Annotated in this window: 26 protein-coding genes and 3 riboswitches; of the genes, 11 read left to right on the top strand and 15 right to left on the bottom strand. The window is 65.8% G+C overall.

Translation table 11 applies throughout. The features are described 5' to 3' along the window. Window positions 1-228 precede the first annotated feature (228 nt). Both ACFO0G_RS19700 and ACFO0G_RS19705 read left to right on the top strand, forming a co-directional pair. A complete protein-coding gene (locus ACFO0G_RS19700) occupies window positions 229-1,446 on the top strand; it encodes a YihY/virulence factor BrkB family protein (protein ID WP_376979763.1) in 1,218 nt (405 codons plus the stop codon). 353 nt (window positions 1,447-1,799) lie between these two features. Beyond that, the gene (locus tag ACFO0G_RS19705; RefSeq protein WP_376979765.1) at window positions 1,800-2,057 is read left to right on the top strand and encodes a hypothetical protein; all 258 of its coding nucleotides are present in this window, start codon (window positions 1,800-1,802) and stop codon (window positions 2,055-2,057) included. Between the two features lie 110 nt (window positions 2,058-2,167). On the opposite strand, the gene ACFO0G_RS19710 is transcribed toward ACFO0G_RS19705, so the two are convergent. Genes ACFO0G_RS19710 through ACFO0G_RS19730 form a run of 5 tightly spaced genes read right to left on the bottom strand, consistent with a single transcriptional unit; the run spans window position 2,168 to window position 6,550 of the window. Then, on the bottom strand, window positions 2,168-2,962 hold the full coding sequence (locus ACFO0G_RS19710; RefSeq protein ID WP_376979767.1) for a glycosyltransferase family 2 protein: 795 nt from the start codon (window positions 2,960-2,962) through the stop codon (window positions 2,168-2,170). Next, entirely contained in the window at window positions 2,959-4,338 is a 1,380-nt protein-coding gene (locus ACFO0G_RS19715; RefSeq protein WP_376979769.1) for a PIG-L family deacetylase, read from the bottom strand. The genes ACFO0G_RS19710 and ACFO0G_RS19715 overlap by 4 nt, the downstream gene beginning before the upstream one ends. After that, entirely contained in the window at window positions 4,332-5,420 is a 1,089-nt protein-coding gene (locus ACFO0G_RS19720; protein WP_376979771.1) for a hypothetical protein, read from the bottom strand. Before ACFO0G_RS19720 ends, ACFO0G_RS19715 begins: the two co-directional genes overlap by 7 nt. 56 nt (window positions 5,421-5,476) lie before the next feature. Beyond that, on the bottom strand, window positions 5,477-6,166 hold the full coding sequence (locus tag ACFO0G_RS19725; protein WP_376979773.1) for an O-methyltransferase: 690 nt from the start codon (window positions 6,164-6,166) through the stop codon (window positions 5,477-5,479). Between the two features lie 60 nt (window positions 6,167-6,226). Further along, window positions 6,227-6,550 carry a thiamine-binding protein gene (locus tag ACFO0G_RS19730; protein ID WP_142131381.1) on the bottom strand — a complete coding sequence of 108 codons (324 nt, stop codon included), beginning with the start codon at window positions 6,548-6,550 and terminating at the stop codon, window positions 6,227-6,229. A 122-nt stretch (window positions 6,551-6,672) separates the two neighbouring features. On the opposite strand from ACFO0G_RS19730, the gene ACFO0G_RS19735 reads away from it, so the two are divergent. The 3 genes from ACFO0G_RS19735 to ACFO0G_RS19745 all read left to right on the top strand — a co-directional run bounded on the left by ACFO0G_RS19735 (window position 6,673) and on the right by ACFO0G_RS19745 (window position 8,209). Next, a complete protein-coding gene (locus ACFO0G_RS19735; protein ID WP_286401287.1) occupies window positions 6,673-7,296 on the top strand; it encodes a TetR/AcrR family transcriptional regulator in 624 nt (207 codons plus the stop codon). A 180-nt stretch (window positions 7,297-7,476) separates the two neighbouring features. After that, entirely contained in the window at window positions 7,477-7,704 is a 228-nt protein-coding gene (locus ACFO0G_RS19740) for a hypothetical protein (RefSeq protein ID WP_286401284.1), read from the top strand. Between the two features lie 160 nt (window positions 7,705-7,864). Then, entirely contained in the window at window positions 7,865-8,209 is a 345-nt protein-coding gene (locus ACFO0G_RS19745) for a hypothetical protein (protein WP_376979776.1), read from the top strand. 95 nt (window positions 8,210-8,304) lie between these two features. On the opposite strand, the gene ACFO0G_RS19750 is transcribed toward ACFO0G_RS19745, so the two are convergent. From ACFO0G_RS19750 to ACFO0G_RS19775, 6 genes are all read right to left on the bottom strand, one after another. After that, on the bottom strand, window positions 8,305-8,562 hold the full coding sequence (locus ACFO0G_RS19750) for a hypothetical protein (RefSeq protein WP_286401279.1): 258 nt from the start codon (window positions 8,560-8,562) through the stop codon (window positions 8,305-8,307). A 113-nt stretch (window positions 8,563-8,675) separates the two neighbouring features. Next, the gene (locus ACFO0G_RS19755; protein ID WP_376979778.1) at window positions 8,676-8,987 is read right to left on the bottom strand and encodes an AzlD domain-containing protein; all 312 of its coding nucleotides are present in this window, start codon (window positions 8,985-8,987) and stop codon (window positions 8,676-8,678) included. After that, window positions 8,984-9,772, bottom strand: a complete 789-nt coding sequence (locus tag ACFO0G_RS19760; protein WP_376979780.1) for an AzlC family ABC transporter permease — start codon at window positions 9,770-9,772, stop codon at window positions 8,984-8,986. The genes ACFO0G_RS19755 and ACFO0G_RS19760 overlap by 4 nt, the downstream gene beginning before the upstream one ends. Beyond that, window positions 9,769-10,263 carry a DoxX family protein gene (locus ACFO0G_RS19765; RefSeq protein WP_376979782.1) on the bottom strand — a complete coding sequence of 165 codons (495 nt, stop codon included), beginning with the start codon at window positions 10,261-10,263 and terminating at the stop codon, window positions 9,769-9,771. The genes ACFO0G_RS19760 and ACFO0G_RS19765 overlap by 4 nt, the downstream gene beginning before the upstream one ends. Before the next feature lie 259 nt (window positions 10,264-10,522). After that, a complete protein-coding gene (locus tag ACFO0G_RS19770) occupies window positions 10,523-11,872 on the bottom strand; it encodes a CoA transferase (protein ID WP_376979784.1) in 1,350 nt (449 codons plus the stop codon). 8 nt (window positions 11,873-11,880) lie between these two features. Further along, window positions 11,881-12,780, bottom strand: coding sequence for a glycerophosphodiester phosphodiesterase (locus tag ACFO0G_RS19775; protein ID WP_376979786.1), 900 nt, complete (start codon window positions 12,778-12,780; stop codon window positions 11,881-11,883). Between the two features lie 49 nt (window positions 12,781-12,829). Here ACFO0G_RS19775 and ACFO0G_RS19780 point away from each other — a divergent pair, with 49 nt between their 5' ends. Further along, entirely contained in the window at window positions 12,830-14,191 is a 1,362-nt protein-coding gene (locus ACFO0G_RS19780; protein ID WP_286401264.1) for a DUF445 domain-containing protein, read from the top strand. Between the two features lie 132 nt (window positions 14,192-14,323). Here ACFO0G_RS19780 and ACFO0G_RS19785 read toward each other — a convergent pair whose 3' ends face one another. The 4 genes from ACFO0G_RS19785 to ACFO0G_RS19800 all read right to left on the bottom strand — a co-directional run bounded on the left by ACFO0G_RS19785 (window position 14,324) and on the right by ACFO0G_RS19800 (window position 17,962). After that, window positions 14,324-15,073 carry a LamB/YcsF family protein gene (locus ACFO0G_RS19785; protein WP_376979789.1) on the bottom strand — a complete coding sequence of 250 codons (750 nt, stop codon included), beginning with the start codon at window positions 15,071-15,073 and terminating at the stop codon, window positions 14,324-14,326. Continuing rightward, window positions 15,057-15,866 (bottom strand): hypothetical protein, encoded by an 810-nt coding sequence (locus tag ACFO0G_RS19790; RefSeq protein WP_376979797.1) that lies wholly within the window; start codon window positions 15,864-15,866, stop codon window positions 15,057-15,059. Before ACFO0G_RS19790 ends, ACFO0G_RS19785 begins: the two co-directional genes overlap by 17 nt. 175 nt (window positions 15,867-16,041) lie before the next feature. Further along, window positions 16,042-17,574, bottom strand: coding sequence for an amino acid permease (locus ACFO0G_RS19795; RefSeq protein WP_376979791.1), 1,533 nt, complete (start codon window positions 17,572-17,574; stop codon window positions 16,042-16,044). A 51-nt stretch (window positions 17,575-17,625) separates the two neighbouring features. Then, a riboswitch (glycine riboswitch) is annotated at window positions 17,626-17,720 on the bottom strand. Beyond that, a riboswitch (glycine riboswitch) is annotated at window positions 17,721-17,819 on the bottom strand. Further along, window positions 17,783-17,962 carry a hypothetical protein gene (locus tag ACFO0G_RS19800; RefSeq protein WP_376979793.1) on the bottom strand — a complete coding sequence of 60 codons (180 nt, stop codon included), beginning with the start codon at window positions 17,960-17,962 and terminating at the stop codon, window positions 17,783-17,785. It overlaps the preceding riboswitch by 37 nt. A gap of 147 nt (window positions 17,963-18,109) precedes the next feature. Further along, window positions 18,110-18,210: riboswitch (glycine riboswitch) on the top strand. A 160-nt stretch (window positions 18,211-18,370) separates the two neighbouring features. On the opposite strand from ACFO0G_RS19800, the gene gcvP reads away from it, so the two are divergent. The 5 genes from gcvP to ACFO0G_RS19825 form a co-directional block, all read left to right on the top strand. After that, window positions 18,371-21,223 carry an aminomethyl-transferring glycine dehydrogenase gene (gene gcvP, locus ACFO0G_RS19805; protein WP_376979795.1) on the top strand — a complete coding sequence of 951 codons (2,853 nt, stop codon included), beginning with the start codon at window positions 18,371-18,373 and terminating at the stop codon, window positions 21,221-21,223. 11 nt (window positions 21,224-21,234) lie between these two features. After that, window positions 21,235-22,368, top strand: coding sequence for a glycine cleavage system aminomethyltransferase GcvT (gene gcvT, locus ACFO0G_RS19810; protein WP_286401251.1), 1,134 nt, complete (start codon window positions 21,235-21,237; stop codon window positions 22,366-22,368). 228 nt (window positions 22,369-22,596) lie between these two features. Beyond that, window positions 22,597-22,980: a glycine cleavage system protein GcvH gene (gene gcvH, locus ACFO0G_RS19815; RefSeq protein WP_286401250.1), complete on the top strand. Its 384-nt coding sequence runs from the start codon at window positions 22,597-22,599 to the stop codon at window positions 22,978-22,980. 29 nt (window positions 22,981-23,009) lie between these two features. Next, entirely contained in the window at window positions 23,010-24,311 is a 1,302-nt protein-coding gene (gene glyA, locus ACFO0G_RS19820) for a serine hydroxymethyltransferase (RefSeq protein WP_286401248.1), read from the top strand. 83 nt (window positions 24,312-24,394) lie between these two features. After that, a partial coding sequence (locus ACFO0G_RS19825; protein WP_376979761.1) for a serine dehydratase beta chain occupies window positions 24,395-24,614 on the top strand: 220 nt, incomplete at its 3' end.

Genomic DNA, 24,614 nt, shown 5'->3' on the forward strand with positions numbered 1-24,614 from the left:
ATGGAAAACGTCAAGGCCACCGCCACCGACGCCGCCCAAAACGTCAAAACCGAAGGCCAACAAGCCGCCACCGACGTCAAAGACCGCGCCACCGACGCCAAAGACAACGTCCAAAACACCTAACCCGGCCGGTCACGGCACGCAAAGGCAACAGCACTGTCCAGCAGGCCGGCACCGCTTCCCGCGGGCCGGCCTGTTGGCTTCGCCCCCTGATTGAGAGGACGCCCCATGGCCACTCACGACGATTCCGAAACCAGTACCGCCAAGGCGGGACAGGCCCCGGCCCCAGACGATCCAAGAAAGCCCAACAGCGTACGGGACTTGGACGGCACGTCCTGGAAATACATCGCCAAGAAAACCCTCCGCGAGTTCACCAAGGACCAGTGCCCCGACCTCGCGGCAGGCCTGACGTATTACGCAGTCCTCTCACTGTTCCCGGCCCTGCTGGCTTTGGTTTCGGTGCTTGGACTGTTTGGCGACCCGCAAAAAACCACCAATGCGTTGCTCGAAATCGTGCGCGGCTTTGCTCCGGCGGAGACCGTAAACACCATCAGCGGTCCGGTGTCGGAACTGACCAGTGCGCCCGCGGCAGGATTCACCCTGGTCATCGGCCTCGTTACCGCACTGTGGTCCGCGTCCGGCTATGTGGGCGGCTTTGGCCGGGCCATGAACCGGATCTACGAGGTGGACGAGGGCCGTGGCTTCGTGAAGCTGCGGAGCACCCTGCTCGCCATCACCCTCCTTGCCGTGGTCATCGTGGCGCTTCTGGCCGGCATGCTGGTCCTCAGCGGCCCGGTTTCCGAGGCAGTGGGCGGACTGATCGGCCTGAGCGGTGCCTTCCTCATGGTCTGGAACATCGCCAAATGGCCGGTCATGATCATCCTGATCATCGCCATCATCGCCGTGCTCTACTACGCCACCCCCAACGTCAAGCAGCCCAAGTTCCGCTGGATGAGCATGGGTTCCGCGATCGCGCTGGTGGTGTTCCTGATCGCTTCGCTGGGCTTCGGCTTCTATGTGGGCAACTTCGGCAACTACAACAAGACCTACGGCGCCCTTGGCAGTGTGATCATCATGCTGCTGTGGCTCTGGATCCTGAACATGTCGCTTCTTTTCGGCGCCGAGTTCGATGCCGAGGTGGAGCGCGCCCGTGAGCTCCAGGCCGGCATCAAAGCAGAGGAAACCATCCAGTTGCCGCCTCGGGACACCAAGAAGAGCGAGAAGCTGCAGAAACAGTTCGAGGACGACGTGAAGTACGGCCGCGAACTCCGGGAGAAGCACAGCTCGGAAAACGGCGAGGATGGCCGGCACGGTTCCGATGGGGACCAGGACGGCCAGAATGACACACGCCCCGGTGAAAGCCACCGCGACAGGATCCGCGAGAAGGTACAGCACCGTGCCGGCAGCGCAGAGTCCGACGGCGGTCCGCGGGGCGGGAGCGCCTAAGAGATCGGGTGCAGGGCCCCAGGGAAAGGGGCCGGCAGAAGGACTAGGCAGGACCTTCAGGATGGAGGAAAATCATCTTGAAGGTCCTGTCGAGTTTTCCCGGGTTTGCACCGAACCCGGGGCATAGCGGGGTCGGCGGTGAGATGGCCTCTTCTGAGACCGAGGCCAGTCCCCCCAGTCGCCGTCGGCCCCCTCAGACTCCCTTGGTACAGGGGAAGCAGCTGGACAGAACCGACTGGACAAATTGCACTGAACTGCAATACTTTCTTGAATACCTCGCCGGGATCCTTTGGAGACTGGCAGGTCCGCTGAAGCAGCCGGCGGCATCAAGGTCAACCTTTTAATGAGCGGACATGCCTGCTACCCATTTTGAACAGTTTCTTGCCGAAGCAGTTGTCCCTGACAAGGAGCCTGGCCTGGGCTTGGGACGCGACGAGCTATACGGCCTCTATACGAGTTGGTGCCTTTTGCAGAAGGCTGAACTCCAGCAGCCAGCCGCCCTTTGGGAGGCCATGCAGGAAGCCGGAATCAATCCGGACAGCAATAACCTTTCCATGACCGGACCAGCTGCGGCCGACTACATCATTTCCAGCGCTCCAGATTTGGTGTAATGCGGGGATGATGGTCTATCCAAAAGATTGACTCCTTGACCGCAAAGGGCTGTTGCCAGTAGACAACAGCCCTTTTGCATGCCGCCAATATATGCCTCCCGCCGCCACGGTCAGGGCTGGGTCAGCGCCAGGAGGTAGGCTGCGAAACCCTTCGGCGCGCGTCCCGCCGTTCTCCCCGAGGTGAGGATGCGTGTTGTGTCTGTGGCAATAATGTCGGCGCCGCCGGCACGAAGCCGGTCCACCAGCGCGCGGTCCTCATCAAAGTCAACTCCGGGGAAACCGCCCGCGGCAAGGTAGGACGAGGCGCGGACGCCAAGATTGGCGCCATACACGTGCGGATGGTCCTCGGTGGAGGCATGGCGGGCGTGCCATCGGGCCACGAGTTCATGGTGCATACCGTGCGGATCCGGGTGCACGGTGCCAAGGACAACGTCGCTTCCGGACGCGGCGAGTTCCAGCTGCCGGACCAGCCAGCGCCCGGGGACTGACGAATCGGCGTCGGTGTTCGCCACCCAGACCCACTGCATCGGATCGCCTGCAGCGGCATTCTCATCGTGGGGACGCGTACTCACGTTTTCCAGCGCTGCATTGACGCCGGCCCGCCGGCTCTTTCCGACACTTCCGAAGCTGACAGGCAGGATGTGGAACCGTGGGTCCGCTTCAGCTGTTGCCGCGGCTATTAACGATGACGCGTCAGTGCAGCTGTCCAGGACAACTACCACCTGCACCTCCACGCCTGGACGTTCCGACTCAAGCAGGTCTGCGGCGCTGCCCACGGCGGCAAGTGCCTGCTTGAGGTGTTGCTCCTCGTTGTGCACTGGAATTACCACTGCCACGTGCTGGATGATGCGTGGATCGAGGCGCTCAGGGCCCGCTTCATCCCCCTCTGACGCCCACAGCCTCATGCCGTTGCCTTATTACCGGGGGCAATAAGGACTTCCAGCACGAAGTCGCGTTCCTGGTAGAGCCCTGCGCTGCGCCAGCCCAACCGCTGCCGGGCCAGCGCGTGGACTGCGTCGCCATCGAGTTCCCAGCCCCTGACGGGGTGCCGCCAGTGGCACAGGAGGAGGGTTCCCCCAGGTTCCAGGGAGGCCTCAACCCGGTCCCACAGCGTGGCCAGCTCTTCAGCCGCCAGGTAGTAGCCCACTTCGGAAACCACCACCAGGTCATAGTTACCCTTCGGCCAGTCGCGGGGAAGGACGCGCTGCTCCACGTGGACGCCGGGCAAGCCCTCCAGCACCTGCCCGGCTTGGCGCACCGCGGACCCACTGGCGTCGACGGCCAACAGGCTGCGGCACCGCCCTGCCAGCTCGGCCGTCAGGGTTCCGATGGAGCAGCCCACTTCCAGCCCGTTTTCGTAGGAAGGATCTGGAAGCGCGGCAAGGGTCAGCGCCCGTTTGCGGCGTTCATACCAGCTCCCGGTGTAGTTCCACGGATCTGCCGAGCCGTCGTGGACTCTGTCGAAGACCGCCTCGGCATCACTGCTGGAGTACACCTCTTCGGAAGGGGGTAGCGCGGGTGTCCAGGCAAACACCTCGAAGCTACGTGAGAAGTGCTCCAGGAATTCGCCGCTGAGCAGTGTTTCGTCCCCGGGCAGCGGTGACAGCGGCTGCACCTGTGTTGCGTGCTCGGCCATGGCCCTCTGTTTGGCCTGGCGGGCGGGTTCAGCCAGGTGGAAGCGGACCCAGTCGCGCCACTCCCGGTGCTGCGTGGTGGCCCAATGCCAGAACCAGATGGGGTATTCCAGCAGTGCGTGGCCGTCCTCCCGGGCAACCTCTGCTGCCACCGCGCCCAGCGCGTCATGGTCGCCGTGCCCGTCTGCGCGGTATGGCGCCACGACGGCCAGCATGCCGGCATCAGCGGGCATTCGATGGGCAGCGCCGCGGACGGCGCGGGCGATCGCCTCCGCGTGCCCGGCAAGCCCGCGGTCCGGCAGGCCGAGGAACGTCCAGTGGTCCTTCAACCCGAGGGCTGTGAGGGCTTCGGAAAACTCGGCCAGCCGGACCTGGGCCAACTGCTCCGGAGTGATGGTGGGTGAATCCGGGTGCGACCCCTCCCCCGCGGTGCAGAGCAGGACTTCCACCTTGGCTCCAAGCCCCACCAATGACGCCATGAGCCCGCCGGCGCCCAGTGTTTCGTCGTCGGGATGTGCTGCGAGCACCACAAAGCGCATGGCGGCCAGTTCGGTGGCATCAAGCGGCAGCTCCGGCGCTGCGGGCAGTCCGCTGGCTGCCCAAGCGGCCTCGCTGGTTCCTTCGTCCGTGTGCGAAAAGGTCACCACGGGCAATCTCCTTTGAGCGCGAGCCGGCCCAGCTGGGCGTCATCGCGTGCGCCATGATGCTGGCGCACGTAGAGTGCCAGGTCCGCCATTCTCTTGGCGTATTGTTCGTCGAAGGCAAGCGGCCCTGGACCCCGGTTGGAGCCCACCAGGGTAAGGACACGTTCGACGGCGGCGGCGACGGTTCCGCGCACGCGCTGGGCTTCGCTCCAGGTACTGGGGCCGCCCGCGCCGCCCAGAAGGCCATCGTCCAGCCGTGCAGCAGTCCGGGCAAGATACCGCAGGGCGGCCGTTAGCGTGCGGTCCACCTCGCCAAGTGCGGCGAGCGCCACCTGGTCAGGCTCCCGTCCTCCCTCCGCTCCCGCAAGCAGGCCAGCGCGGAAATCCCTGGCCACGCCCACCGCTCCACCGAGCCAGCAGGCAGCCACACCCATGCCGCCCCAGGCGAATCCCGGCCGGCTGTGGTACCAGCCGGTTCCGCCAAGGGGCAAAGCCGGGACCCCCTCGAACCGGACACCTCCGCTGGGTATCTCCCGCAGCCCGCGTGCAATCCACTCCGGCTGCTCACATGCCACCCCGGGGTGGCGTAGGCTCACCGCGAAAGCCGCGCGGCCGCCGTCGTCCGTGTGGGCTGTGATGACGGCGGAGTCCAGGCTGCCGGCAAGGGAGCACCACGGCTTCGTCCCGCTCAGGACTACGCCGGTTCCAACAGAGCGTGCTTCAAGCCGGACCCCTGGCGCTTCGGCGGCGAAGACCCCCCAAGCTTCTGCCAGGGATGCCTCCGGCATAGGCTCGGCGTCCGGAAAAGCTAGGGCGAACTGGGAAAGAATGGCGACGGCATCGAGGTGCGGCTCAAGCACACGGGCCGCCGCCACATCGATGGCGGCCACGGAGGCCAGGAGCTCCCACAGCACCGCGGTCCGGCCTTCCCCAGGTCGCGGCCAGGTCCTTCCGGCCTCAACCGCCAGCGACAGCAGGGCAGGGACGTCACCGACGGCAGCGCTGACCGCATCAAGGTTCGAAAGCCACGGAGACAGGTCGGCGGGGGTGGAGCTGAGGAGCACGGGGTTGGCTGCCGCTTGCAAGAAGGTCCTCCATTGACGATGGCCGGCAGGGCACCGGTCGCATCTCCACAGCTTACTTACTGTTGTTGCGGAAGAATGCGGGCCAGCGCGAAGCCGTCCCAGCCCTTGGAGCCGACGGTCTGGATGACAGTGGCATCCAGCCGTGGATGGTCCCCGAGCAGCTTGAGCGCATCGATGATTCCCGGCGCGTTGACGGGATCGATGTCAGGGTCCAGGACCGCCCCTTCCCAGATGGTGTTGTCCAGGACCACCACAGCACCCGGCCTGCCGAGCTTCACCGCCCAGTCAAGGTAGCGGCTGTTGTTCTGTTTGTCGGCGTCAATGAAAATGAAGTCGAACGGCTCCCGTTCCTCTTCCTCGAGGGCAGCGAGCGTATCCAGTGCGGGGCCCAGCCGGATCTCCACCCTTTCGCCCAGTCCGGCGGCATCGATGTTCGCCCACGCCACCTCCGCGTGCTGGGGCAGGTATTCGCAGGTGACCAATGTGCCGCTGCGCGGGAGTCCCCGCCCCATCCAGATGGTGCTGTAGCCGGCCAGCGTCCCGATCTCCAGGATCCGGTGGGCGCCGGACAGCTGGACCAAGAGCTTCAGGAGCTTCCCGGCATTCGGCGCCACCTCGATAGGCGGCATTCCCGCTTCCGCAGCCGCGCGGATGGCTTGCTGGACAGCCGCATCCGGATGCACCACGGCGCTGGACAGGAACTCCTCAGTGGCAATCCACTCCGGCCGGGGCTTGTGCTCGAACATGGCCACAGTTTGGCACGCGGCGTTACGGCGGTCCAGATGCTTTGGCCCCTCCGGACAGGCTTAGGGCTCCTGCGCCAGGGCGTTCTCCAGGCGGTCCACTTTCGCCGTCAACTCGCCGCTGTATCCGGGCCTGATGTCCGCCTTAATCACCAGTGAGACGCGGCTTCCGTAGCGGCCCACGGCCTCGGTTGCGCGTTTTACGACGTCGAACACTTCATCCCACTCGCCCTCGATGGTGGTGAACATGGAATCTGTCTGGTTGGGAAGCCCAGACTCCCGGACGATCTTCACCGCGGCGGCGACGGCGTCGTGCACTGACGCATCGTTGGGCCGGGAACCTTCGCTGGGAACGCCTGACGGAGCAACAGAAAATGCAAGCAACATGCCCCCAGTCTCCCACGCGGCCGCCGGCGAGTTACCCGGGAAAACCGGCTGCCCTCCGTCACATAAGGGCCTACCCCGGAGTAACCGTGTTGGCCGCAGGCTCCGTTGCTACCCTTTTGGGCATGAGCCTCGCAGTCGCCCGCAAGCCCCTCCGCGCAGACGCAGCGCGGAACGTGGACAAGATCATCACGGCGGCGCGCCAGTGCTTCCGTGAGTTCGGACCGGACGTGCCGCTCCAGACCATCGCCACCACCGCCGGCGTGGGGCCGGCCACCCTGTTCCGCAACTTCGCGGACAAGGAGGAGCTGGTGCTTGCGGCGCTCAACCGGCAGCTCCGGCTCACGGTGGACCCGGTCATGGACGGAGCGCTGGCCGATATCGACGCCGCAGCCGGGCTGCTGCGCGTCCTCGAAGCCCTGATGGCGGCCGCAAGCGACGATGCCAACCTGTTGTGCGCTGTGGCAGGGCGCCGTGAACTCCTCCCCGGAATCACGGGATCGCTCATGGACTCCATGGGTGTGCTGCTGGTTCGGGGACAAGGCCAGGGAAGCCTGCGCACTGACATTTCCATGACGGACATGTTCCGGCTGCTGGCCATGCTGATTGGGGTGGTAGACACCATGGAACCCGGCTCCGATGCCTGGCGCCGGCCGCTGGCGCTTGTCGAGGACGCCATCCGCACCGTCCGTCCGTCGCGTGCGCTGCCCGTGCTGGTGCCGGTTCCGGCTGCCGCGCCCAGCCTGTAACAGGCCGGGCCCTGGCAGGCCCGGCCCGCTGTTTACCGGGTTCCTCTTTGGCCGGGTTCGTTGTTAGCGCCGGGAAGGTGCAATAGACTGCCACTTGGGGTTAGGCAGCCAGCCTCGGTACTTCCAGCGGGAGCGACCCATGCACTTTGTGCCTATCCGCCGTTCGACGGCTGCGCTGCAATGAATCACTCAAAGCTTCTCCACTACCTCACCGATCCCCGCGGGCCCGAGGAGGTCCTCCCTGCGCTGACCGCCGGGGAACTCGTCGAACTGCTTGACGCGCTGTACCAGAACCTTGACACCCCTGAGCCAGAGTTCGGCGCACAGGTTTGGTATGAGATGGGCGTGGAAGAAACGTGCCGTCGCCGGGCAGTGTCGCCGGGCGGCGCCGCCCACGGAGTGGCTTAGCTGACTGCCGCATCCGGCAGCGCCTCGCCGCCGTCCCGCATTACAAAGCGTCCTGCAATACCCGACAGCAGAGCGAAAGGCCAGGCTTCAGACCTGCAGTGGGAGTTGCCCCCTACCCGTTGCTTTCAGTTTCGCCGTGTTGAGACTGGCCTGGGGCTTGATGATGCGTTTGCGCTGCAGCCTGCTCATCACCACGCTGTTCATGACCCTGCTGTTCATGGCCCGGGTACCCATGTCCTTCATGCCCGTGGTGGTGCTCGTGGAACTCGTTGGGAACGTGATCCTTCGCTTCCATCAGGTGCTGCTGGAGTTTTTCTTCGGCATCACGGCGCCTCCTTGCCGTGTCCCGCAACTCCCGGGTCGACTCCGAACCCCTGGGATCCAGGTAGGCGGCCCGCTGCTTTCCTGTCTGCTCTGCCGCCGGCACCCCGGCGCCCTGTTCTTCCCTGGCGTTCCTGCCGGTGTCCTCGGTGCCCTGGCCGTCCTGCGGCTCAACCGGCCGTGACTGTTCGTCCATCTCGATACCTCCTTTGGTGGCCGCCTGGGTGTGGGCTGCCTCTCTTCCAGTGCACCACACATGGCACCCGGAAGGTGCCGGCGCTAGGCGCTGCCGGCTTCTTCCCGCCTGCGCATTTCCTGATGCACCAGGGCCTGCAGCGCCGGTACGGGCGACGCCGGATCGACGTCAAGCGCCTCGCGCAGCCTTTGGGAAAGCATCTCCAAGTCCTCTTCCGGCACGTCCGAAAGCCTGGAAAAACGCCTAAAGAAGCGTTTGGCAGGCAGCCCTGCCCGTCGTCGGGCGTTTTTGTGACGGGGCTTGCCCGCTAAGCCCCCTGCAGGATGCAGCTGATTTTCCATGGTCGCCGTTCATAGGAATGCCATGGCCAACTGCATAAGCCGATCTCATAGTACAACCGGCACCTGGCAGTTGAAGTGACCTGGATCACTATCCGGCGCAAGCGGTGCGACCGCTAACTCCAGCCCAGGAACCTCAACAGCGCCGCCGTGCCGGCTCCGGCGATGACCACCACCAGGAAAGGAGCCCGGAGCGTCAAGGCGATTGCAGCCGCGCCAAGCGCGCCAAGCCTCGCGTCGGCGGCAAGACCCTGCCCTGACACCACCGCGTTCACCACGGTCAGCGAAGCGAGCAGGCCGATGGTCATTGTCCCTGCGATGCGTGATGTGCGCGGGTCCTCGAGGAATTTGGCGGGCATAAAATACCCCACGATTTTCCAGGCGTAGGCCAGGGCGCAGGCAATCAGCAGCCAGATCCACAGGCTCATGTACCCGCCTCCGGATCCGCGCCTTCGGGGCGCTCCGCTCCCGGACGGGTGCCGGCGGCGTCCTGGTGATGTCCGGGATGGTGTGTGTAAGGCTCGACGTCGGGCTCCAGGCCTTCGTCACGGCGGCCATGGCTGAACCACCCCACGAGTGCAGCCACCACGGCGGCAACAAGGATGGGCACGCCCGGAGGCACGAAGGGAACCGCCACGACGGTGGCCACGGCGCAAACGGCCGCGATGGCGATGGGTTCCCGCCCCTTGAGCCGGGGCCATAGCAAGGCAAGGAAGGCTGCGACGGCAGCACCGTCCAGCCCCCACTGTTTGGGATCGCCCAACCCGCTGCCGGCGATCGCGCCCACAGCCGTGAAGAGGTTCCACAGCACGTACACCCCAACTCCGGCTGTCCAAAAACCGCGGCGCTGCTCCGCGGGGACTGTCTGGCCGGTACTGGTCGCCGTGGATTCATCGATGGTCAGCTGGGCCCCGACGTACTTGCGCCATCCGGTTGGCCGCAGTAAAGCGTTCAGCTGCATGCCGTAAATTCCGTTGCGCATGCCCAGGAGGGTGGCGGCGCTCATGGCTGCGATGCCCGATCCGCCGCCGGCCACGACGCCAATAAAGGCGAACTGCGATCCACCGCTGAAGAGGAGCAGGCTCAAGGCCATCGCCTGCCAGAAGTTGAGCCCTGACGTCACCGCGAGCGCGCCGAAGGAGATTCCATACAAGCCGGTGGCGATGCTGATGGAGAGGCCTACCCTCACCGCCGGCGAGGCCAGGAGCTTCACACCCGCCCTCCGTGCTGCTCTGTGGGCAGGGCGGGTTTCCGGAGACTCCAGGCCCACAGGATCAGGGGCGCCTGAAGCGGCAGGCGCACGGTGTGGATCTTCCGACGGCGGGGAGTACCGGCCGGCCCGTACGCCCGCACGAGGGCGTCCACATGCCCGGCCAGGAATGCGGTGAACATGGCAGTGAGGGCGGTGGCCGTCAGTTTTCGCGTGGGCGGCAGCAGGATTCCGACGGCGGCGGCCAGCTCCAGCAGGCCGCTCACTGCGATCCACTCGTCCCGGGACAGGAGGGCCAGAGGATGCTGCGCTGTGGTGCCCGCGTCCCCTGTGCCCTGGTCGGCGTTGCCCTGGTCTCCTGTGCTCTGGTCGCCGCTTCCTTGGTTGGTGTCGGGCGCCGGATCCTGGCGGCACAGGTAGTCCGGAACCACCTCCCGGTAGAAGCCCGGATCCCGGAAATGCTTGCTTGCGCTGGCCAGCAGGAGGGCGCCCATGGCAGCCGCGGAGAGGTTCTGGGCGACTGGGCCCTGAAAGGACGGGCGCGAAAACGACCGGCGCGAAAAAGGCCGGCCCTGTGTGGACAGGCCGCGTATGGACAGGCTCCGAAACGCGGGGCCGGGCCAAAGAAAAGACATGGAACCACTCAATCACAGCAACTGCGACGGCCAGAAACCGGCGGCTGCCGCAAGACGGTGACGTCAGAAAAGGCATTGTGCAGCTGTCACGCCGGGCATCTGTCGCACTGCGCACCTGTCACACCCAGGCGAGCGGCGAACCTCCATACGGCGGTGGCGGAAATGGGTAGTCCAGGGGCTGGCCCCCATCCGTCAGCGGAGGCCCAATGTAGCGGAGTTCGCCATAGGTGCTGTCCGTGGACCGGTAGTCGGGGGCGGACACTTCTGAAGGCCGTTCCGTGTTCCTGCCCAGCGAGAAGAGTTCCTCGGCAGTCCGGGCGAGGGACAGGTGCGCGGCGCCCCCTGTCCCGGCCTCCCGGCGTCGGGCCAGCAGGTGGATGGCAGCCGCAGCGACGCCGTAGCCTGTGGCGTGGTCCAGTGCCTGGACGGGCAAGGCACCCGGGCGCCATTCGCCGTCGTGGTTGTCCTTGCCGTAGACGTGCGCGATTCCGCACGCTGCCTGGACGATACTGTCGAAGCCGCGCAGCCCGCTCCAGGGACCGGCACTCCCCCAGCTGTCCAGGGTGACCACCACAAGCCCGGGGTGCGAGGCCAGCAGTTCCCGGGGATTGAGCCCGAAGCGGTCCAGGGCGCCGTGCCGGTATCCGGCAACCACCACGTCCGCGGCCGGCAGGAGTTGCCGGAGCCGGTGCTGGTTACCCGGCAAACTGAGATCGGCTTCGGCGCTGCGCTTGCCGAATGCCGTGTCCACGAACTGGTCTTCAATCTCGGGGAAGGCAGGCGGGTCGATCCGCAGGACATCTGCTCCGAGGGCCGCGAGCAGGCGGGTGGCAACTGGTCCCGCGATCACGCGGGTCAGGTCCAGGACCCGCAAGCCTCGCAGGGGCAGAGCCTCCGCCTGGCCGCTGCCCCGTCCGGCGCTGTTTCCGCCCGAACTTTCCTCGCCAAAATCCCGCAGCCCCAGCCCGTCAGCCGTCCCGTCCGCGAACTCGAAGGCAACCCAAGCTCCCAGGCTGGCCGCACGGCCCATGTCCGAGCCAAGCCATTCGCTGCGCGTCCTGACTGCGGCAGCGATTCCGGCATTGCTTTGGATGGCCGCCTCGGCTTCCAGTGCGGCCATGGAGCGGAGCCGCCGCTCCGCTTCCTCGGGCGAGGTGGCGCCGAGTGCCTGCAGCAACCGCTGCTCGTGGTGGGGGTAGTTGGCGTGGAGGCGGATCCACCCGTCGCCGGTACGGTGGAAGCCGGAAAGGGGCGCGAAGCCCTGCGGTTTGCGCCCGGCAATGCGCAGGTGGCCAAAGGAGTCGAAAGCTGCTGCGGTGAGCGCAGACGTAGTCCTGAACAGGCCGGGCTTACCGGCATATAGGTTGACGGTGGCCGCCGCGGCCTCCACCGAACCCAGTGCCAGGCCTTCGACGTCGAGCGGGCCGGCCCACCAGCGGCGTGGGGAGTACGTGACCGTCGCATTCACGGCAGGCCCTACTTACCCTGCGGCGAGGCCATCCGGAGTTGGTCAAGGACACGGCCAGGAACATTGGTGGTGATCTCCTGGATGCCCAGGTCCTGGCAAAGAGCCACATCCTCTGGCGAATCAACCGTCCACACGCGGAAGCGCCGGCCCGATTCGAGCCAGCGGCGGACGGTGGCCGGGCGCTCCCGGACGTAGTCGATGCCGGGGCCGGCCATGCCCACTTCCCGGTCGTCCAGGATGCGTTCCCCCTCCAGCTGCGTGGCCTTCATCAGGTTGGCGATGGCGCCCCCGGTAAGTGGTCCCACGCCCAGCCCGCCACGGATCTCATGGATGGTGAGGTCGTCCACGAGCTGGCAGATGTATTGCGGCGGGACGGAAAGGAGCAGGTGCCGGACGGAATCGGGGTTGAAACTCATGAAGGTTACAGCCACGTTGTCCACCGTGGAGCTTTGCGGGTCCCAGCCCTCGCTGCGGAGCACCTCCAACACCCGGTCCTCAAGTTTGAGCTGGTACGGGCTGGGGTGCTTTAGCTCGATGGCCAGCTTCATGGGCCGGCCCGCTCCCCGGAGAATGTCCAGAAGCTCCGCAAGCGTGAGGAGCTGTTCCGAGCGTGCCCCATATGCTTCCGGGATGCGGGCTCCCTTCCAGGAGGAGAAGTCCAGCTGCTGCAGCTCCCGCAGCGTCCGTTCCGCCACCGGACCGGTTCCGTCCGAGGTGCGGTCCAGGTTGGCGTCGTGCAACAGGACGACGTGCTGGTCCCGGGTCAGGTGGACATCGCACTCCACCCCGTCGGCGCCGTCGGCCAGGGCCTGCAAATAGGCGGCGCGGGTGTGTTCGGCATAGGCGCCGCTTGAACCGCGGTGGGCAAAGACCAGCGGCCGCTGCGGCACTGACTCGTCAGTTGTCATGCTCACACGGTAGCCGACCGGCCCCCGCCTTCGGGGCTAGGCTTGGCACATGCAGGTGAACTCTGAGGCAACTACCGGGCCAACCACGCAGGAAGCACCCGCCGAACCAGCGCAGCAGGCGAGGTCCGGCACCAGGGCGGCAGGCGCCGTCGTACGCGGCCAGCTTGGTGCCGGTGACGCCGAAAAGGCGGCAGCGCTGCGGAAGATGAAGCTGCTGGCACTGAGCCTGCTTATTGCCATGGCGGTGATTTTTGTCTTCGCGTTTGCCCTGCAAAAGGACTATCCGTGGCTGCAGTACGTGCGCGCGGCCGCGGAAGGCGGCATGGTGGGTGCGCTGGCCGACTGGTTCGCGGTAACGGCCCTGTTCAAGTACCCCATGGGCATCAAGATTCCGCACACAGCCATCATTCCGCGGCGGAAGGACCAGATCGGCGCTTCCCTGGGCGAATTCGTGGAAACCAACTTCCTGTCCGAACAGGTGGTCCAGGACAAGCTGGCGAGCGTCAACATTGCACGCCGGGCAGGTCAATGGCTTTCTGCACCCGCCGGCGCGGACCGGGTGGCCAAGGAGGGTGCAGCGCTGATCCGCGGCGCGTTCAAGGTGTTGAATGACGACGACGTCCAGGCCGTCATCGAGGGAATGGTGCGCAAGCACCTGCTCACTCCGCCATGGGGACCTCCGGTGGGCAGACTGGCGGAGCGGATTTTCCATGACGGGCACCACCACACGCTGGTGGACCTGTTGGTGGACCGTGCCGCTGACTGGGTGGACGACAATCACCAGACAGTGACCCGCCTGGTGTCCGACCGCTCCCCCACCTGGGTTCCGCAGTTCGTGGACGGGCTGGTGGGCGACAAGGTCTACCTCGAGATCCTCAAGTTCGTGCGCGCCGTCCAGGCGGACCCCAGGCACCAGGTGCGGCAGTCGATCGACAAGTACCTCAACGATCTCGCCCAGGACCTTCAGCATGATCCCGCGATGATTGCGCGCGCCGAGGACATCAAGGCCCAGGTGCTGGGCGATCCCGAGGTGCGCGAGCTGGCGTCCCGGACGTGGGGCACCGTGAAGAACGCTTTGCTGGGTGCCGTGGACGATCCGGACAGCGAGCTCACCGTCAAGTTCAAGGCAGCGGTGCGTGATTTCGGGTCGCGGCTGGTGGACGATCCCGAGCTGGCCGGGAAGGTCAACGCCTGGATCGGTGACGCCGCAGGCTACCTGGTCCGGACCTACCGTTCAGACATCGCCGGGGTCATCACGGACACGGTTGCGCGCTGGGACGCCGAAGAGACCTCGCAGAAGATCGAGCTCCAGGTGGGCAAGGACCTGCAGTTCATCCGCATCAACGGCACAGTGGTGGGGTCCCTGGCGGGCCTGGCAATTTTCACGGTGGCGCAGCTGATCTTTGGGTGATTTCGCCGCGGATAAATTCCGGCGCTGCGCACATTCCTTTTCGACCCCCGCATTTGAGGTGCATAAAGGAACGTGCGCAGCGAGAAGGCTTACGACGACGGCGGGCGGCCCGGTCAGTCCGGCACCACGCCCCTAGGCGAAGGCCTCCAGCTCCACGCCTGCGGCCTCAAGCCCAGCACGGATGCGGGCCGCCATTTCCAGCGCTCCAGGGCTGCCGCCCTGTAAGCGCAGGGAGTCCGGCCGGACCTTGACCACCGTCCCGTCCATGGCGATCACTTCCCCTTGCGTTGCCAGCCGGACAGCGCGCTCAACCACCACGTCAATGTCGTGCAGGACTGCGTCCTCTTCGGAAAGCGGCACCAGGCTGCCGTCGGCGAGGTACGCCCGGTCGGCGAAGGCCTCGATGAAGACCGGGTTCCCGGCTTCCTTGGCCTGCTTCACCAGCTCGGAGCCGGGGAAGCCCAAAATGGGAAGGCCCGGGTCATAGGCATTCACTGCCGCAACCACGGCCGACGCTTGGTCGGCGTCGGAAATCAGTGCGTCGTACAGCGCTCCGTGTGCTTTCACGTAGTCCACCGAGGCACCCACGGCATGCGCGACGCCGTCGAGCGCCCCCAACTGGTACAGCACGTCGCCGAACAGCTCGTCGAAACCCATCCCCAGCGCGCGCTGCCCATAGCCCGCCAGGTCGCGGTAGCCGAGGTGCGCCCCCACGGTGACATCGAGTTCGTACGCTGCGCGGCAGCTGTCCAGCATGGTGACGGGGTCGCCCGCGTGCAAGCCGCAGGCCACGTTGGCGCTGGTGATCAGCTGGAACATGGCCGGGTCGCCTCCTGCCGTCCAGGAGCCGAATGACTGGCCTACGTCAGCGTTGAGATCCAAGTATGTTGCCTTCCAGCGTAAGGTTGTCCGGTCCGGCAGCTGCGGTCAGCTCCCCGGGAATGGTGTCCGGCATCGGCCCGAACGCCTCACGGGCATTCTTGGCCACCGCACGGCCCATGACGAGGTTACCGGCTCCACCTACAACGGCCCCTATGCCGAACGGGAGCGCCCTGCCGAACAGGGCAGTACCCTGCCGCTTGAGCAGGTTCTTGAGGAAGGCGTGCTGGATACGCTTGCGTACACTGCCGAAGCCCGGCCCCACCATCGACTTGGAGAGCACATTGCCCCAGTTATTGGCGGCGCCGTTGCCGCTGCCGGAGGCCTGGCCACTCAGCGTTCCCAGCAGGGCGGTACCCTCCTCGCCGAGCATGATGGCCATGACCATGGTGCCGGCCTTCTCCGGGTTGGTGAGGCGGATGCCGTGAAGTTCGGCCAGCGAGGTTGCGTACAGTGCCGTTGCTTCCAGGAAGCCCACGGTGGCGGCGGCGGACAGTCCCAGCGACGCCACAGTGCCAATACCGGGTACGACGGCGGTAGCGCCCACCACGGCGCCGCCACCGGCGACAGCACGCAGGTAGTCGCGCTCGGCGATGTCCGCCAACTGGGCAGCCGTTGCGCGGGGGTGCTTCTTTTGGAGCCGCCGGATGTAGCCAACCACCAGCGGCCGCTGGATCTGCACCGCCTTCAGAAGCATGTTGTGGACGCCGGGCTTGGGCTTGCCGTCGGAGTCGAACATGGTTCTGTGGGCGGTTTCCTGTGCGATACGAAGTGCGGGATTGCTGCGCCGGGCCATGGTCACCTTCATTCAAATCGACCTGCAGCGGGAGGCTGCCGTGCTCTTTCCATCCTATGTGGATAAACACTAAGTATGCTTAACTTCCGCGCCCGGCACCGGCGGGCGGGCTACCTTGGCAGGCCGGACCCATCATTGGATCCAACGCACCTGCCCGGCAGCCCGCCGTCGGCCGTTACTTCCTGGCCTGCTCTACCTCTTCGGCGGACACCCCGGCGGCGCTCCGTCCGGCTGCCACCGCGGCGTCATTGCGAAGCTCGGCGCGGAAGACCTCGAAGCGGGCAAGGTGTGCGGGTCGGCGCCGCAGGACGGCCCAGGCCACGCCAAGGACGGCGAACCAGGTGGGCGTCACCAACAAGGCGATGAGGGTGTCCGGTTGGGTGGTCAGCGCCCAGAGGACGAACGCGAAGAACGCGTAGACAACCCAGACCGCGGGGATGCCGCCGGGCATCTTAAAGTTCGACGCCGCGTGCAGTTGGGGGCGGCGGCGACGGAAGGAGATGTAGCTGGCCAGGATGATCGACCAGACGAAGATGAAGCAGACGGCGGACACTGTGGTCACCATTTCGAACGCCTTGCCAACGTCCTGGCCGGCGTACATGAGGACGACGCCGGAGAGCAGCAGCACGCAGGACAGGAACAGGGCGTTGCTGGGCACCTTCCTCGTGGACAGGCGGCTGAAGATGCCCGGCGCGTCGCCCTCCTGGGCAAGGCCGAAGACCATGCGGGACGTGGAGTAGATGCCGGAGTTGGCGGAGGACATGGCCGAGGTGAGGACCACCAGGTTGACCACGGTGGCCGCGGCGCCGAGGCCGGCCAGGGAGAACATGCCGATGAAGGGGCTGTGGCCAGCGGCGAACTGGGTCCACGGGGTGACGGCCATCAGGATGACCAGCGCGCCCACGTAGAACAGGAGTACGCGGACCGGGATGGCGTTGATGGCCTTGGGCAGGGTCTTCTCCGGGTTCTTGGCCTCGGCGGCGGTGGTGCCCACCAGTTCAATGCCGACGAAGGCGAACACGGCGATCTGGAATCCGGCTACGAAGCCCATGAATTCGTTGGGGAAGAACCCGCCGTGGCTCCACAGGTTGGTGAAGCTGGCCGTGCCCGTGTCGGACTGGAAGCCGGTGAAAATCATGAAAAGGCCCACGATGATGAGCGCAGCGATGGCGACAATCTTGATGAGGGCGAACCAGAACTCGGTCTCGCCGAAGGCCTTGACCGTGGCGAGGTTCAGCAGGAGCAGGATGCCGATGGTGGCCAGGCCCGGGATCCAGAGCGGCAGCGCCGGCCACAGTTCCTTGGAGTAGCCGGCGATGGCGATAACGTCCGCGATGCCGGTGATTACCCAGCAGAACCAGTACGTCCAGCCGGTGAAGAAGCCGGCCCACGGCCCCAGGAGGTCCGCAGCGAAGTCGCTGAAGGACTTGTAGTTCAGGTTGCTCAGCAGCAGTTCGCCCATGGCGCGCATGACGAAGAAGAGCATGAATCCGATGATCATGTACACGAAGATCACGGACGGGCCGGCCGCGGAAATGGTTTTGCCGGAGCCCATGAAGAGGCCGGTGCCGATCGCGCCGCCGATGGCAATGAGCTGGATATGGCGGTTGGTCAGCTGCCGTTCCAGGTGGGGAGGCTCGCTGCGGACCGCCGTGCGCGCGCCGTTGCGCGCTGGTTCGCCGTTGGACGTGGGGGGATGAATCGCCATGAGGAACTCCATCGGTAAAGCGGCATTTTGGGTACCGCAAAAGATTTGGTTCCTCCCCGCTCTGTAGGGAACCTGAGAGTTTCCGCAGCCCAAGCCGCTTGCACCGTCGGTGAGCCAGGGCATGCCTGGCTGCTTTCCAGAGTTGCCTGTCCGCGGCGGTACGTGGGCCTGAGAGTTTCCTGGGGAGGGTTTGCTCCTACGGCGCCTGCTAAATGTACCCGGCAAGGCTCTCCCGCCGCAGGTCGAAGGCATGTTCAGTTGGAAACCGCAGCCCGTAAGGGCCGCAGCGGTCATGCGTCGGGACGGGCGCCGGCAGTCGGACTGCTCCGGATACGCTGAGCCAGCCGCAGACGGCGCCAATCCCGGGGATCAGTGTGGTGTCCGTCACGATGCAATGTCAAACCCTTCCTGACACAACCGGAGCAGGACGCCGTCATCTTCCTGTATCTGGCCCGCTTCAGGAGCCCGCGATTTGCCACCGGCCGCATATCCCGATACCTTGTGAGCCGAATCACCCACATTTGAATAAGCCTTTCGAGCTGTGACGGGAGAGTCCTCCCGGCGAAACACCGGGCAGGCGCCGTAGGAGCAAATCCTCCCCAGGAATCTCTCAGGCCCACGTACCGTCATGGCGAGGCGACTCTGGAAAGCAACCGGGCTTTTGCCTGGTTCACCGACGGTGCAAGCGAACCCCTGCCAAGAGCAGGCAACGCGGAATCTCTCAGGTCCAATACAGAGCGGGGAGGAACCCATCCCACGCCGTGCCACCTTCGGCCGGCCAGAACTGGAGTTCCTCATGACGATTCAATCGCTTCCAACATCGTTTGTTGACCGCCATATCGGCGCGCGCCGCCAGGCCGACGTCGACACCATGCTCAAGGCCGTGGGCTACGACAGCGTGGACGGCCTGGTGGACGTTGCCGTCCCGGCCTCCATTCGGCAGGAAACCGCCCTCAAGTTGGCCGATGCCCTCAGCGAGGTTGAGGTCCTCACGGAGCTGCGCAAGCTCGCCGGCAAGAATAAGACCGCCGTCCAGCTGATCGGCCAGGGATACTTCGACACCGTCACTCCGCCGGTGATCCGCCGCAACATCCTCGAGTCCCCTGCCTGGTACACCGCTTACACGCCCTACCAACCCGAGATTTCCCAGGGCCGGCTCGAGGCGCTGCTGAACTTCCAGACCATGGTGCAGGACCTCACGGCACTCCCGGTGGCCAACGCCTCGCTGCTGGACGAGGCCACCGCGGTGGCCGAGGCCGTGCTCCTGATGCGGCGTGCCAATAAGAACAAAGACGCCAGGGACGGCAGGACCGTCCTGGACGCCGACTGCCTTCCCCAGACCATCGCCATCGTGAAGGGCCGCGCTGAGGCGCTGGGCTTCGAAGTTGAAGTGGCGGATCTCTCCAAGGGCCTGCCGGAAGGTGCCATCAACGGCGTCGTCCTGCAGCAGCCCGGGGTTTCCGGCCGGGTATGGGACCAGTCCAAAGTCATCAGCGCCGCCAAGGACCGCGGCGCCCTGGTCACCGTGGCAGCTGACCTGCTGGCACTGACCCTGATCACCCCTCCGGGCGAGCAGGGCGCCGACATCGCTGTCGGCTCCACCCAGCGCTTTGGCGTGCCGCTGTTTTTTGGGGGGCCGCACGCCGCCTACATGGCCGTCCAGAAGGGCATGGAACGCTCGCTCCCCGGCCGCTTGGTGGGCGTCTCCAAGGACAACGCCGGCGCCCCTGCCTACCGGCTGGCTTTGCAGACCCGCGAGCAGCACATCCGCCGCGAGAAGGCCACGTCCAACATTTGCACCGCGCAGGCATTGCTGGCCATCGTTTCCTCCTTCTACGCGGTTTACCACGGCCCGGATGGACTGAAGGCCATCGCCGAAGGCGTCCACCACAAGGCACGCGTCCTGGCCACCGCCCTCGCGTCCATGGGCCGTGAACTGGTCACCGATTCCTTTTTCGACACCCTCACCGTGCGCGTCCCGGGCAAGGCCGCCAAGGTGATCACCGCCGCTGAAGCCCGCGGCATTAACCTGCGCTTTGTCGACCAGGACACGGTGGGCGTCTCCCTGGACGAGACGACGACGGCGGCAACGCTGTCCGCCGTCGCGGTCGCCTTTGGCGCGGGTCCGGTGGGCGACGCCGAAGGCTTCGAACTGCCTGAATCGGTCCTGCGCACCTCCGGCTACCTGGAGCACCCGGTGTTCAACACGCACCGGTCCGAGACGCAGCTGCTGCGCTACATCCGGAAGCTGTCGGACCGGGACCTGGCCTTGGACCGCACCATGATCCCGCTGGGGTCGTGCACCATGAAGCTGAACGCCACCGCGGAAATGGAAGCCATCTCCTGGCCGGAGTTCGCCTCCATCCACCCGTTCGCCCCAGACTCCCAGACCGAGGGCTGGCGCGAACTGATTGCTGGTCTTGAATCAGACCTGGCCGAGATTACCGGGTACGACCAGGTTTCCATCCAGCCCAACGCCGGATCCCAGGGTGAGCTCGCAGGCCTGCTGGCGATCCGCGGCTACCACCACTCCCGCGGTGACCAGCAGCGCAACGTCTGCCTGATCCCGGCCTCGGCGCACGGCACCAACGCCGCCTCCGCCGTCCTGGCAGGGATGAAGGTGGTTGTCGTGGCCACTGCATCTGACGGCACCATCGACCACGAGGACCTGACGGCCAAGATCGAGGCGCACAAGGATGTTCTGTCCTGCATCATGATCACCTACCCGTCCACCCATGGCGTGTACGACGGCGACGTCCGTGAGGTCTGCGATGCCGTGCACGCCGCCGGCGGCCAGGTATATGTGGACGGTGCCAACCTGAACGCGCTCGTTGGGCTGGCCCAGCCGGGCAAGTTCGGCGGCGACGTGTCCCACCTGAACCTGCACAAGACCTTCTGCATCCCGCACGGCGGCGGCGGACCCGGTGTTGGCCCGGTTGCTGCCAAGGCCCACCTGGCACCATTCATGCCGGGCGACGCCAACACCGCCGCGCACGAAGCCGGCCACGGGGTGGCGATCTCGGCCTCGCGGTTCGGTTCGGCCGGCGTGCTGCCCATCTCCTGGGCCTACGTGAAGCTGATGGGCGGGGAGGGCCTGACCGAGGCCACCAAGTCCGCGCTGCTGGCTGCAAACTATGTCGCCACCCGGCTGAACGAGTTTTACCCGGTTCTCTACACCGGTGAAGGCGGTCTGGTGGCGCACGAGTGCATCCTGGACCTGCGTGAACTCACCGCCAGGACTGGTGTGACCGCCGAGGACGTGGCCAAGCGCCTTATCGACTTTGGCTTCCACGCCCCCACCCTGGCGTTCCCTGTCGCCGGGACGCTGATGGTGGAGCCCACCGAGTCCGAGGACCTCGCGGAAATCGACCGCTTCATCGACGCCATGATCACCATCCACGCCGAGATTGAGCAGGTTGCTGCCGGGGACTTCTCCCTGGAGGCATCCCCGGTGCGCAACGCACCCCACACGGCTGCCGCCGTCGTCAGTTCCGACTGGGACCGCGCCTACCCGCGCGAACAGGCCGCGTTCCCCGTGCCCTCGCTGCGGCAGGACAAGTACTTCCCGCCCGTGGGACGGATCGACGGCGCCGCCGGCGACCGGAACCTGATCTGCTCCTGCCCGCCGCTTGAAGACTTCGAAAACTAAGGACTCACCCAATGACTGAGAACTACACCGCTCTCTACGAGCAGCACAAGAAGGCCGGGGCCTCCTTCACGGACTTCGGTGGCTGGCAGATGCCGCTCAAGTACAACTCCGAGCTCGCCGAACACCACGCCGTGCGCAAGGCTGCAGGCCTGTTCGACCTCTCCCACATGGGCGAGGTCTGGGTGACCGGGCCGGACGCTGCCGCGATCCTGGACTACGCCCTTGCCGGCAAGTTGTCCGCGGTCGCCGTCGGGAAGGCCAAGTACTCCTTGATCTGTGACGCCGACGGCGGCATCATCGACGACCTCATCACCTACCGCAGGGCTGATGACAAGTTCCTCGTGGTGCCGAATGCGGGCAACGCGAAGGTGGTGGCCGATGCCTTGCAGGAACGCGCCGCCAACTTCGACGTGACCGTTGAAGATGCCTCCGTGGAAACTTCCCTCATCGCCGTCCAGGGTCCCGCCGCCGAGGCCATCCTGCTGCAGCTGGTTCCCGCAGAACAGCACGCCCTGGTCACGGATCTGAAGTACTACGCCGCAGTTGAAGTGGGCGTCAGCTTCGGGGGTGCCGTCCGCGACCTGCTCGTGGCCCGGACCGGTTACACCGGCGAGGACGGGTTCGAAATCTACGTTCCCAATCTGGACGCGCCCGCGCTGTGGGAAGCACTGCTGGAAGCCGGGGAAGGACATGGCCTGGTCCCCGCCGGCCTCGCAGCCCGTGATTCCCTCCGCCTTGAAGCAGGCATGCCGCTCTACGGCAACGAGCTCTCCCGCCACGTGAACGCCTACGCGGCTGGGCTGGGCCCGGTGGTGTCGCTGGCCAAGGAAAGCGACTTCGTGGGAAAGGAAGCCCTGGCCGCCATCAAGGCTGCCGGCGTCGGCTCCACCATCGGTCAGAAGCTCGTGGGCCTCAAGGGCGCCGGACGCCGCGCCGCCCGCGGCCACTACCCTGTCCTCAAGGACGGCACCCTCGTTGGCGAAGTGACCTCCGGCCAGCCGTCGCCCACCCTCGGCTACCCCATCGCAATGGCCTACGTCGACGTCGAATTCGCCGAGCCCGGCACCGTCCTGGACGTAGACCTCCGCGGCAAGCCCGAACGCTTCGAAGTAGTAGCCCTGCCGTTCTACCGTCGCCAAAAGTAGGCCGGCGCGGCTGGTTGGCCCAACGGGCCGCCCTCCTCTGCATGCTCGGTCGCGTAGACGCCCGCTGGGCGGACGTGACGCTCCCTTAGACGCATGCTGCCGGAGGCCGGCCCGCAGGGGCCTGACGCCCGCTCACTTTTGGTGGGTTTTAGACCGACGCCCGCTCACTTTTGGCGGGTTTAGTGCGGACGCTCTCTCACTTTTCACACACGAACAATAGGAAAAATTATGAGCAACGTTGTAGCTGAACTGAAGTACTCCGCCGAGCATGAATGGGTTGCTGTTGACGGGTCCGGGCCTGCGGGGATTGGTATTTCCGCCGTGGCCGCCGATGCCCTGGGCGACATTGTGTACGTGGATCTGCCCGAGGTGGGTTCTACCGTGACCGCCGGCGAGACCTGCGGCGAGGTGGAATCCACCAAGTCCGTGTCCGACCTCTACGCGCCCGTCACCGGTGAGGTCACCGAGATCAACGACGCCGTGGTGTCCGACCCCGCACTCATCAACAGCGACCCTTACGGCGCCGGCTGGCTCTTCAAGGTGGCCGTCACCGAGGAAGGCCCGCTGCTGTCCGCTGAGGAATACGCTGCGGCAAACGGCGGCGAACTGTGAGCGCCGCGGCCGCAGGCACCGGTACAGCCATGGCCTTCGAGCAGGTGGTCTCCCCCAGCCTGAACGCCGACCTGTCCGTCCTGGACCCCGAGATCGCGGCAAAGATCGACGACGAACTGGGCCGCCAGCGCGACGGCCTGGAAATGATCGCTTCCGAGAACCACACTGCCGCAGCCGTAATGCAGGCGCAGGGCTCGGTACTGACCAACAAGTACGCCGAGGGCTACCCCGGCAAGCGCTACTACGGCGGCTGCGAGCACGTGGACGTCATCGAGCAGCTCGCCATCGACCGGGTGAAAGCCCTGTTCGGCGCCGAATTCGCCAACGTCCAGCCGCACTCCGGCGCGCAGGCCAACGCCTCGGTGATGCACGCACTGATCAAGCCCGGTGACACCATCATGGGCCTGAACCTTGCCCACGGCGGCCACCTAACCCACGGCATGAAGATCAACTTCTCCGGGAAGCTGTACAACGTGGTGCCGTACCAGGTCCGTGAGGACACCCACACCATCGACATGGCGGAAGTGGAGCGGCTGGCGCAGGAGCACAAGCCGCAGCTGATCGTGGCTGGCTGGTCGGCCTACGCAAGGCAGCTGGACTTCGCTGAGTTCCGGCGGATCGCGGACTCCGTTGGTGCCTATCTGATGGTGGACATGGCGCACTTCGCCGGGCTGGTGGCCGCGGGCCTGCACCCGTCGCCGGTCCCGCATGCCCATGTCACCACCTCCACCACGCACAAGACCCTTGCCGGTCCGCGCGGCGGCATCATCCTGTCCAACGACCCCGACGTTGCCAAGAAGATCAACTCCGCCGTGTTCCCGGGGCAGCAGGGCGGGCCGCTGGAGCACGTGATCGCCGGCAAGGCTGTGGCGTTCAAGATCGCCGCCTCCGAGGAGTTCCGTGAGCGGCAGGAGCGGGTCCTCGCAGGTGCCCGCATCCTGGCCCAGCGCCTGGTCCAGCCCGACGTCACGGCCAAGGGCATCAGCGTGGTGTCCGGAGGCACGGATGTGCACCTGGTCCTCGTGGACCTGCGGAACTGCGCGCTCAACGGACAGCAGGCCGAAGACCGACTCGCGGCAATCGATATCACCGTCAACCGCAATGCAGTCCCCTTCGACCCACGTCCTCCGATGGTGACGTCGGGCCTGCGCATCGGCACCCCCGCCCTGGCCACCCGTGGCTTCGGCGAGGACGCCTTCCGCGAGGTTGCGGACATCATCGCCGAGGCATTAATCGCCGACGCCGATGCCGACCTTTCCGGCCTGCGTCACCGCGTCGAAGCACTCGCCGCAGCCCACCCGCTCTACCCGGGCATCGCACCGCTGTCCTGAACTTGGTTTCGACGGGCTCAGCCAGAGGTGGTTGAGCCCGTCGAAACCCGCTCCGATCGTAATTTTTAGTTAGGAATCCCCTCATGGCTGTTGGTGTCTTTGACCTTTTTTCGATCGGTATTGGTCCGTCGTCTTCGCATACTGTGGGGCCGATGCGGGCTGCTGCTGTTTTTGCTGAGGAGTTGGTGGGGTCCGGGGTGCTGGGTTCCGTGGGGTCGTTGCGGGTGGATTTGTATGGGTCCCTTGCGGCGACGGGGCATGGGCATGGGACGATGACGGCGATCCTGTTGGGGTTGGAGGGGT

Origin of the sequence: Arthrobacter sedimenti (assembly GCF_042652025.1) — a bacterium.
GTDB classification, from domain to species: Bacteria; Actinomycetota; Actinomycetes; order Actinomycetales; family Micrococcaceae; genus Arthrobacter; species Arthrobacter sedimenti.

Excerpts from the sequence above, each read along its gene's own strand:
- ACFO0G_RS19700 (WP_376979763.1), top strand. The coding sequence starts at position 229 with ATGGCCACTCACGACGATTCCGAAACCAGTACCGCCAAGGCGGGACAG.
- ACFO0G_RS19705 (WP_376979765.1), top strand. The coding sequence starts at position 1,800 with ATGCCTGCTACCCATTTTGAACAGTTTCTTGCCGAAGCAGTTGTCCCT.
- ACFO0G_RS19710 (WP_376979767.1), bottom strand. The coding sequence starts at position 2,962 with ATGAGGCTGTGGGCGTCAGAGGGGGATGAAGCGGGCCCTGAGCGCCTC.
- ACFO0G_RS19725 (WP_376979773.1), bottom strand. The coding sequence starts at position 6,166 with ATGTTCGAGCACAAGCCCCGGCCGGAGTGGATTGCCACTGAGGAGTTC.
- ACFO0G_RS19730 (WP_142131381.1), bottom strand. The coding sequence starts at position 6,550 with ATGTTGCTTGCATTTTCTGTTGCTCCGTCAGGCGTTCCCAGCGAAGGT.
- ACFO0G_RS19735 (WP_286401287.1), top strand. The coding sequence starts at position 6,673 with ATGAGCCTCGCAGTCGCCCGCAAGCCCCTCCGCGCAGACGCAGCGCGG.
- ACFO0G_RS19740 (WP_286401284.1), top strand. The coding sequence starts at position 7,477 with ATGAATCACTCAAAGCTTCTCCACTACCTCACCGATCCCCGCGGGCCC.
- ACFO0G_RS19745 (WP_376979776.1), top strand. The coding sequence starts at position 7,865 with ATGATGCGTTTGCGCTGCAGCCTGCTCATCACCACGCTGTTCATGACC.
- ACFO0G_RS19750 (WP_286401279.1), bottom strand. The coding sequence starts at position 8,562 with ATGGAAAATCAGCTGCATCCTGCAGGGGGCTTAGCGGGCAAGCCCCGT.
- ACFO0G_RS19755 (WP_376979778.1), bottom strand. The coding sequence starts at position 8,987 with ATGAGCCTGTGGATCTGGCTGCTGATTGCCTGCGCCCTGGCCTACGCC.
- ACFO0G_RS19765 (WP_376979782.1), bottom strand. The coding sequence starts at position 10,263 with ATGGGCGCCCTCCTGCTGGCCAGCGCAAGCAAGCATTTCCGGGATCCG.
- ACFO0G_RS19775 (WP_376979786.1), bottom strand. The coding sequence starts at position 12,780 with ATGACAACTGACGAGTCAGTGCCGCAGCGGCCGCTGGTCTTTGCCCAC.
- ACFO0G_RS19780 (WP_286401264.1), top strand. The coding sequence starts at position 12,830 with ATGCAGGTGAACTCTGAGGCAACTACCGGGCCAACCACGCAGGAAGCA.
- ACFO0G_RS19790 (WP_376979797.1), bottom strand. The coding sequence starts at position 15,866 with ATGGCCCGGCGCAGCAATCCCGCACTTCGTATCGCACAGGAAACCGCC.
- ACFO0G_RS19795 (WP_376979791.1), bottom strand. The coding sequence starts at position 17,574 with ATGGCGATTCATCCCCCCACGTCCAACGGCGAACCAGCGCGCAACGGC.
- gcvP (WP_376979795.1), top strand. The coding sequence starts at position 18,371 with ATGACGATTCAATCGCTTCCAACATCGTTTGTTGACCGCCATATCGGC.
- gcvT (WP_286401251.1), top strand. The coding sequence starts at position 21,235 with ATGACTGAGAACTACACCGCTCTCTACGAGCAGCACAAGAAGGCCGGG.
- gcvH (WP_286401250.1), top strand. The coding sequence starts at position 22,597 with ATGAGCAACGTTGTAGCTGAACTGAAGTACTCCGCCGAGCATGAATGG.
- glyA (WP_286401248.1), top strand. The coding sequence starts at position 23,010 with ATGGCCTTCGAGCAGGTGGTCTCCCCCAGCCTGAACGCCGACCTGTCC.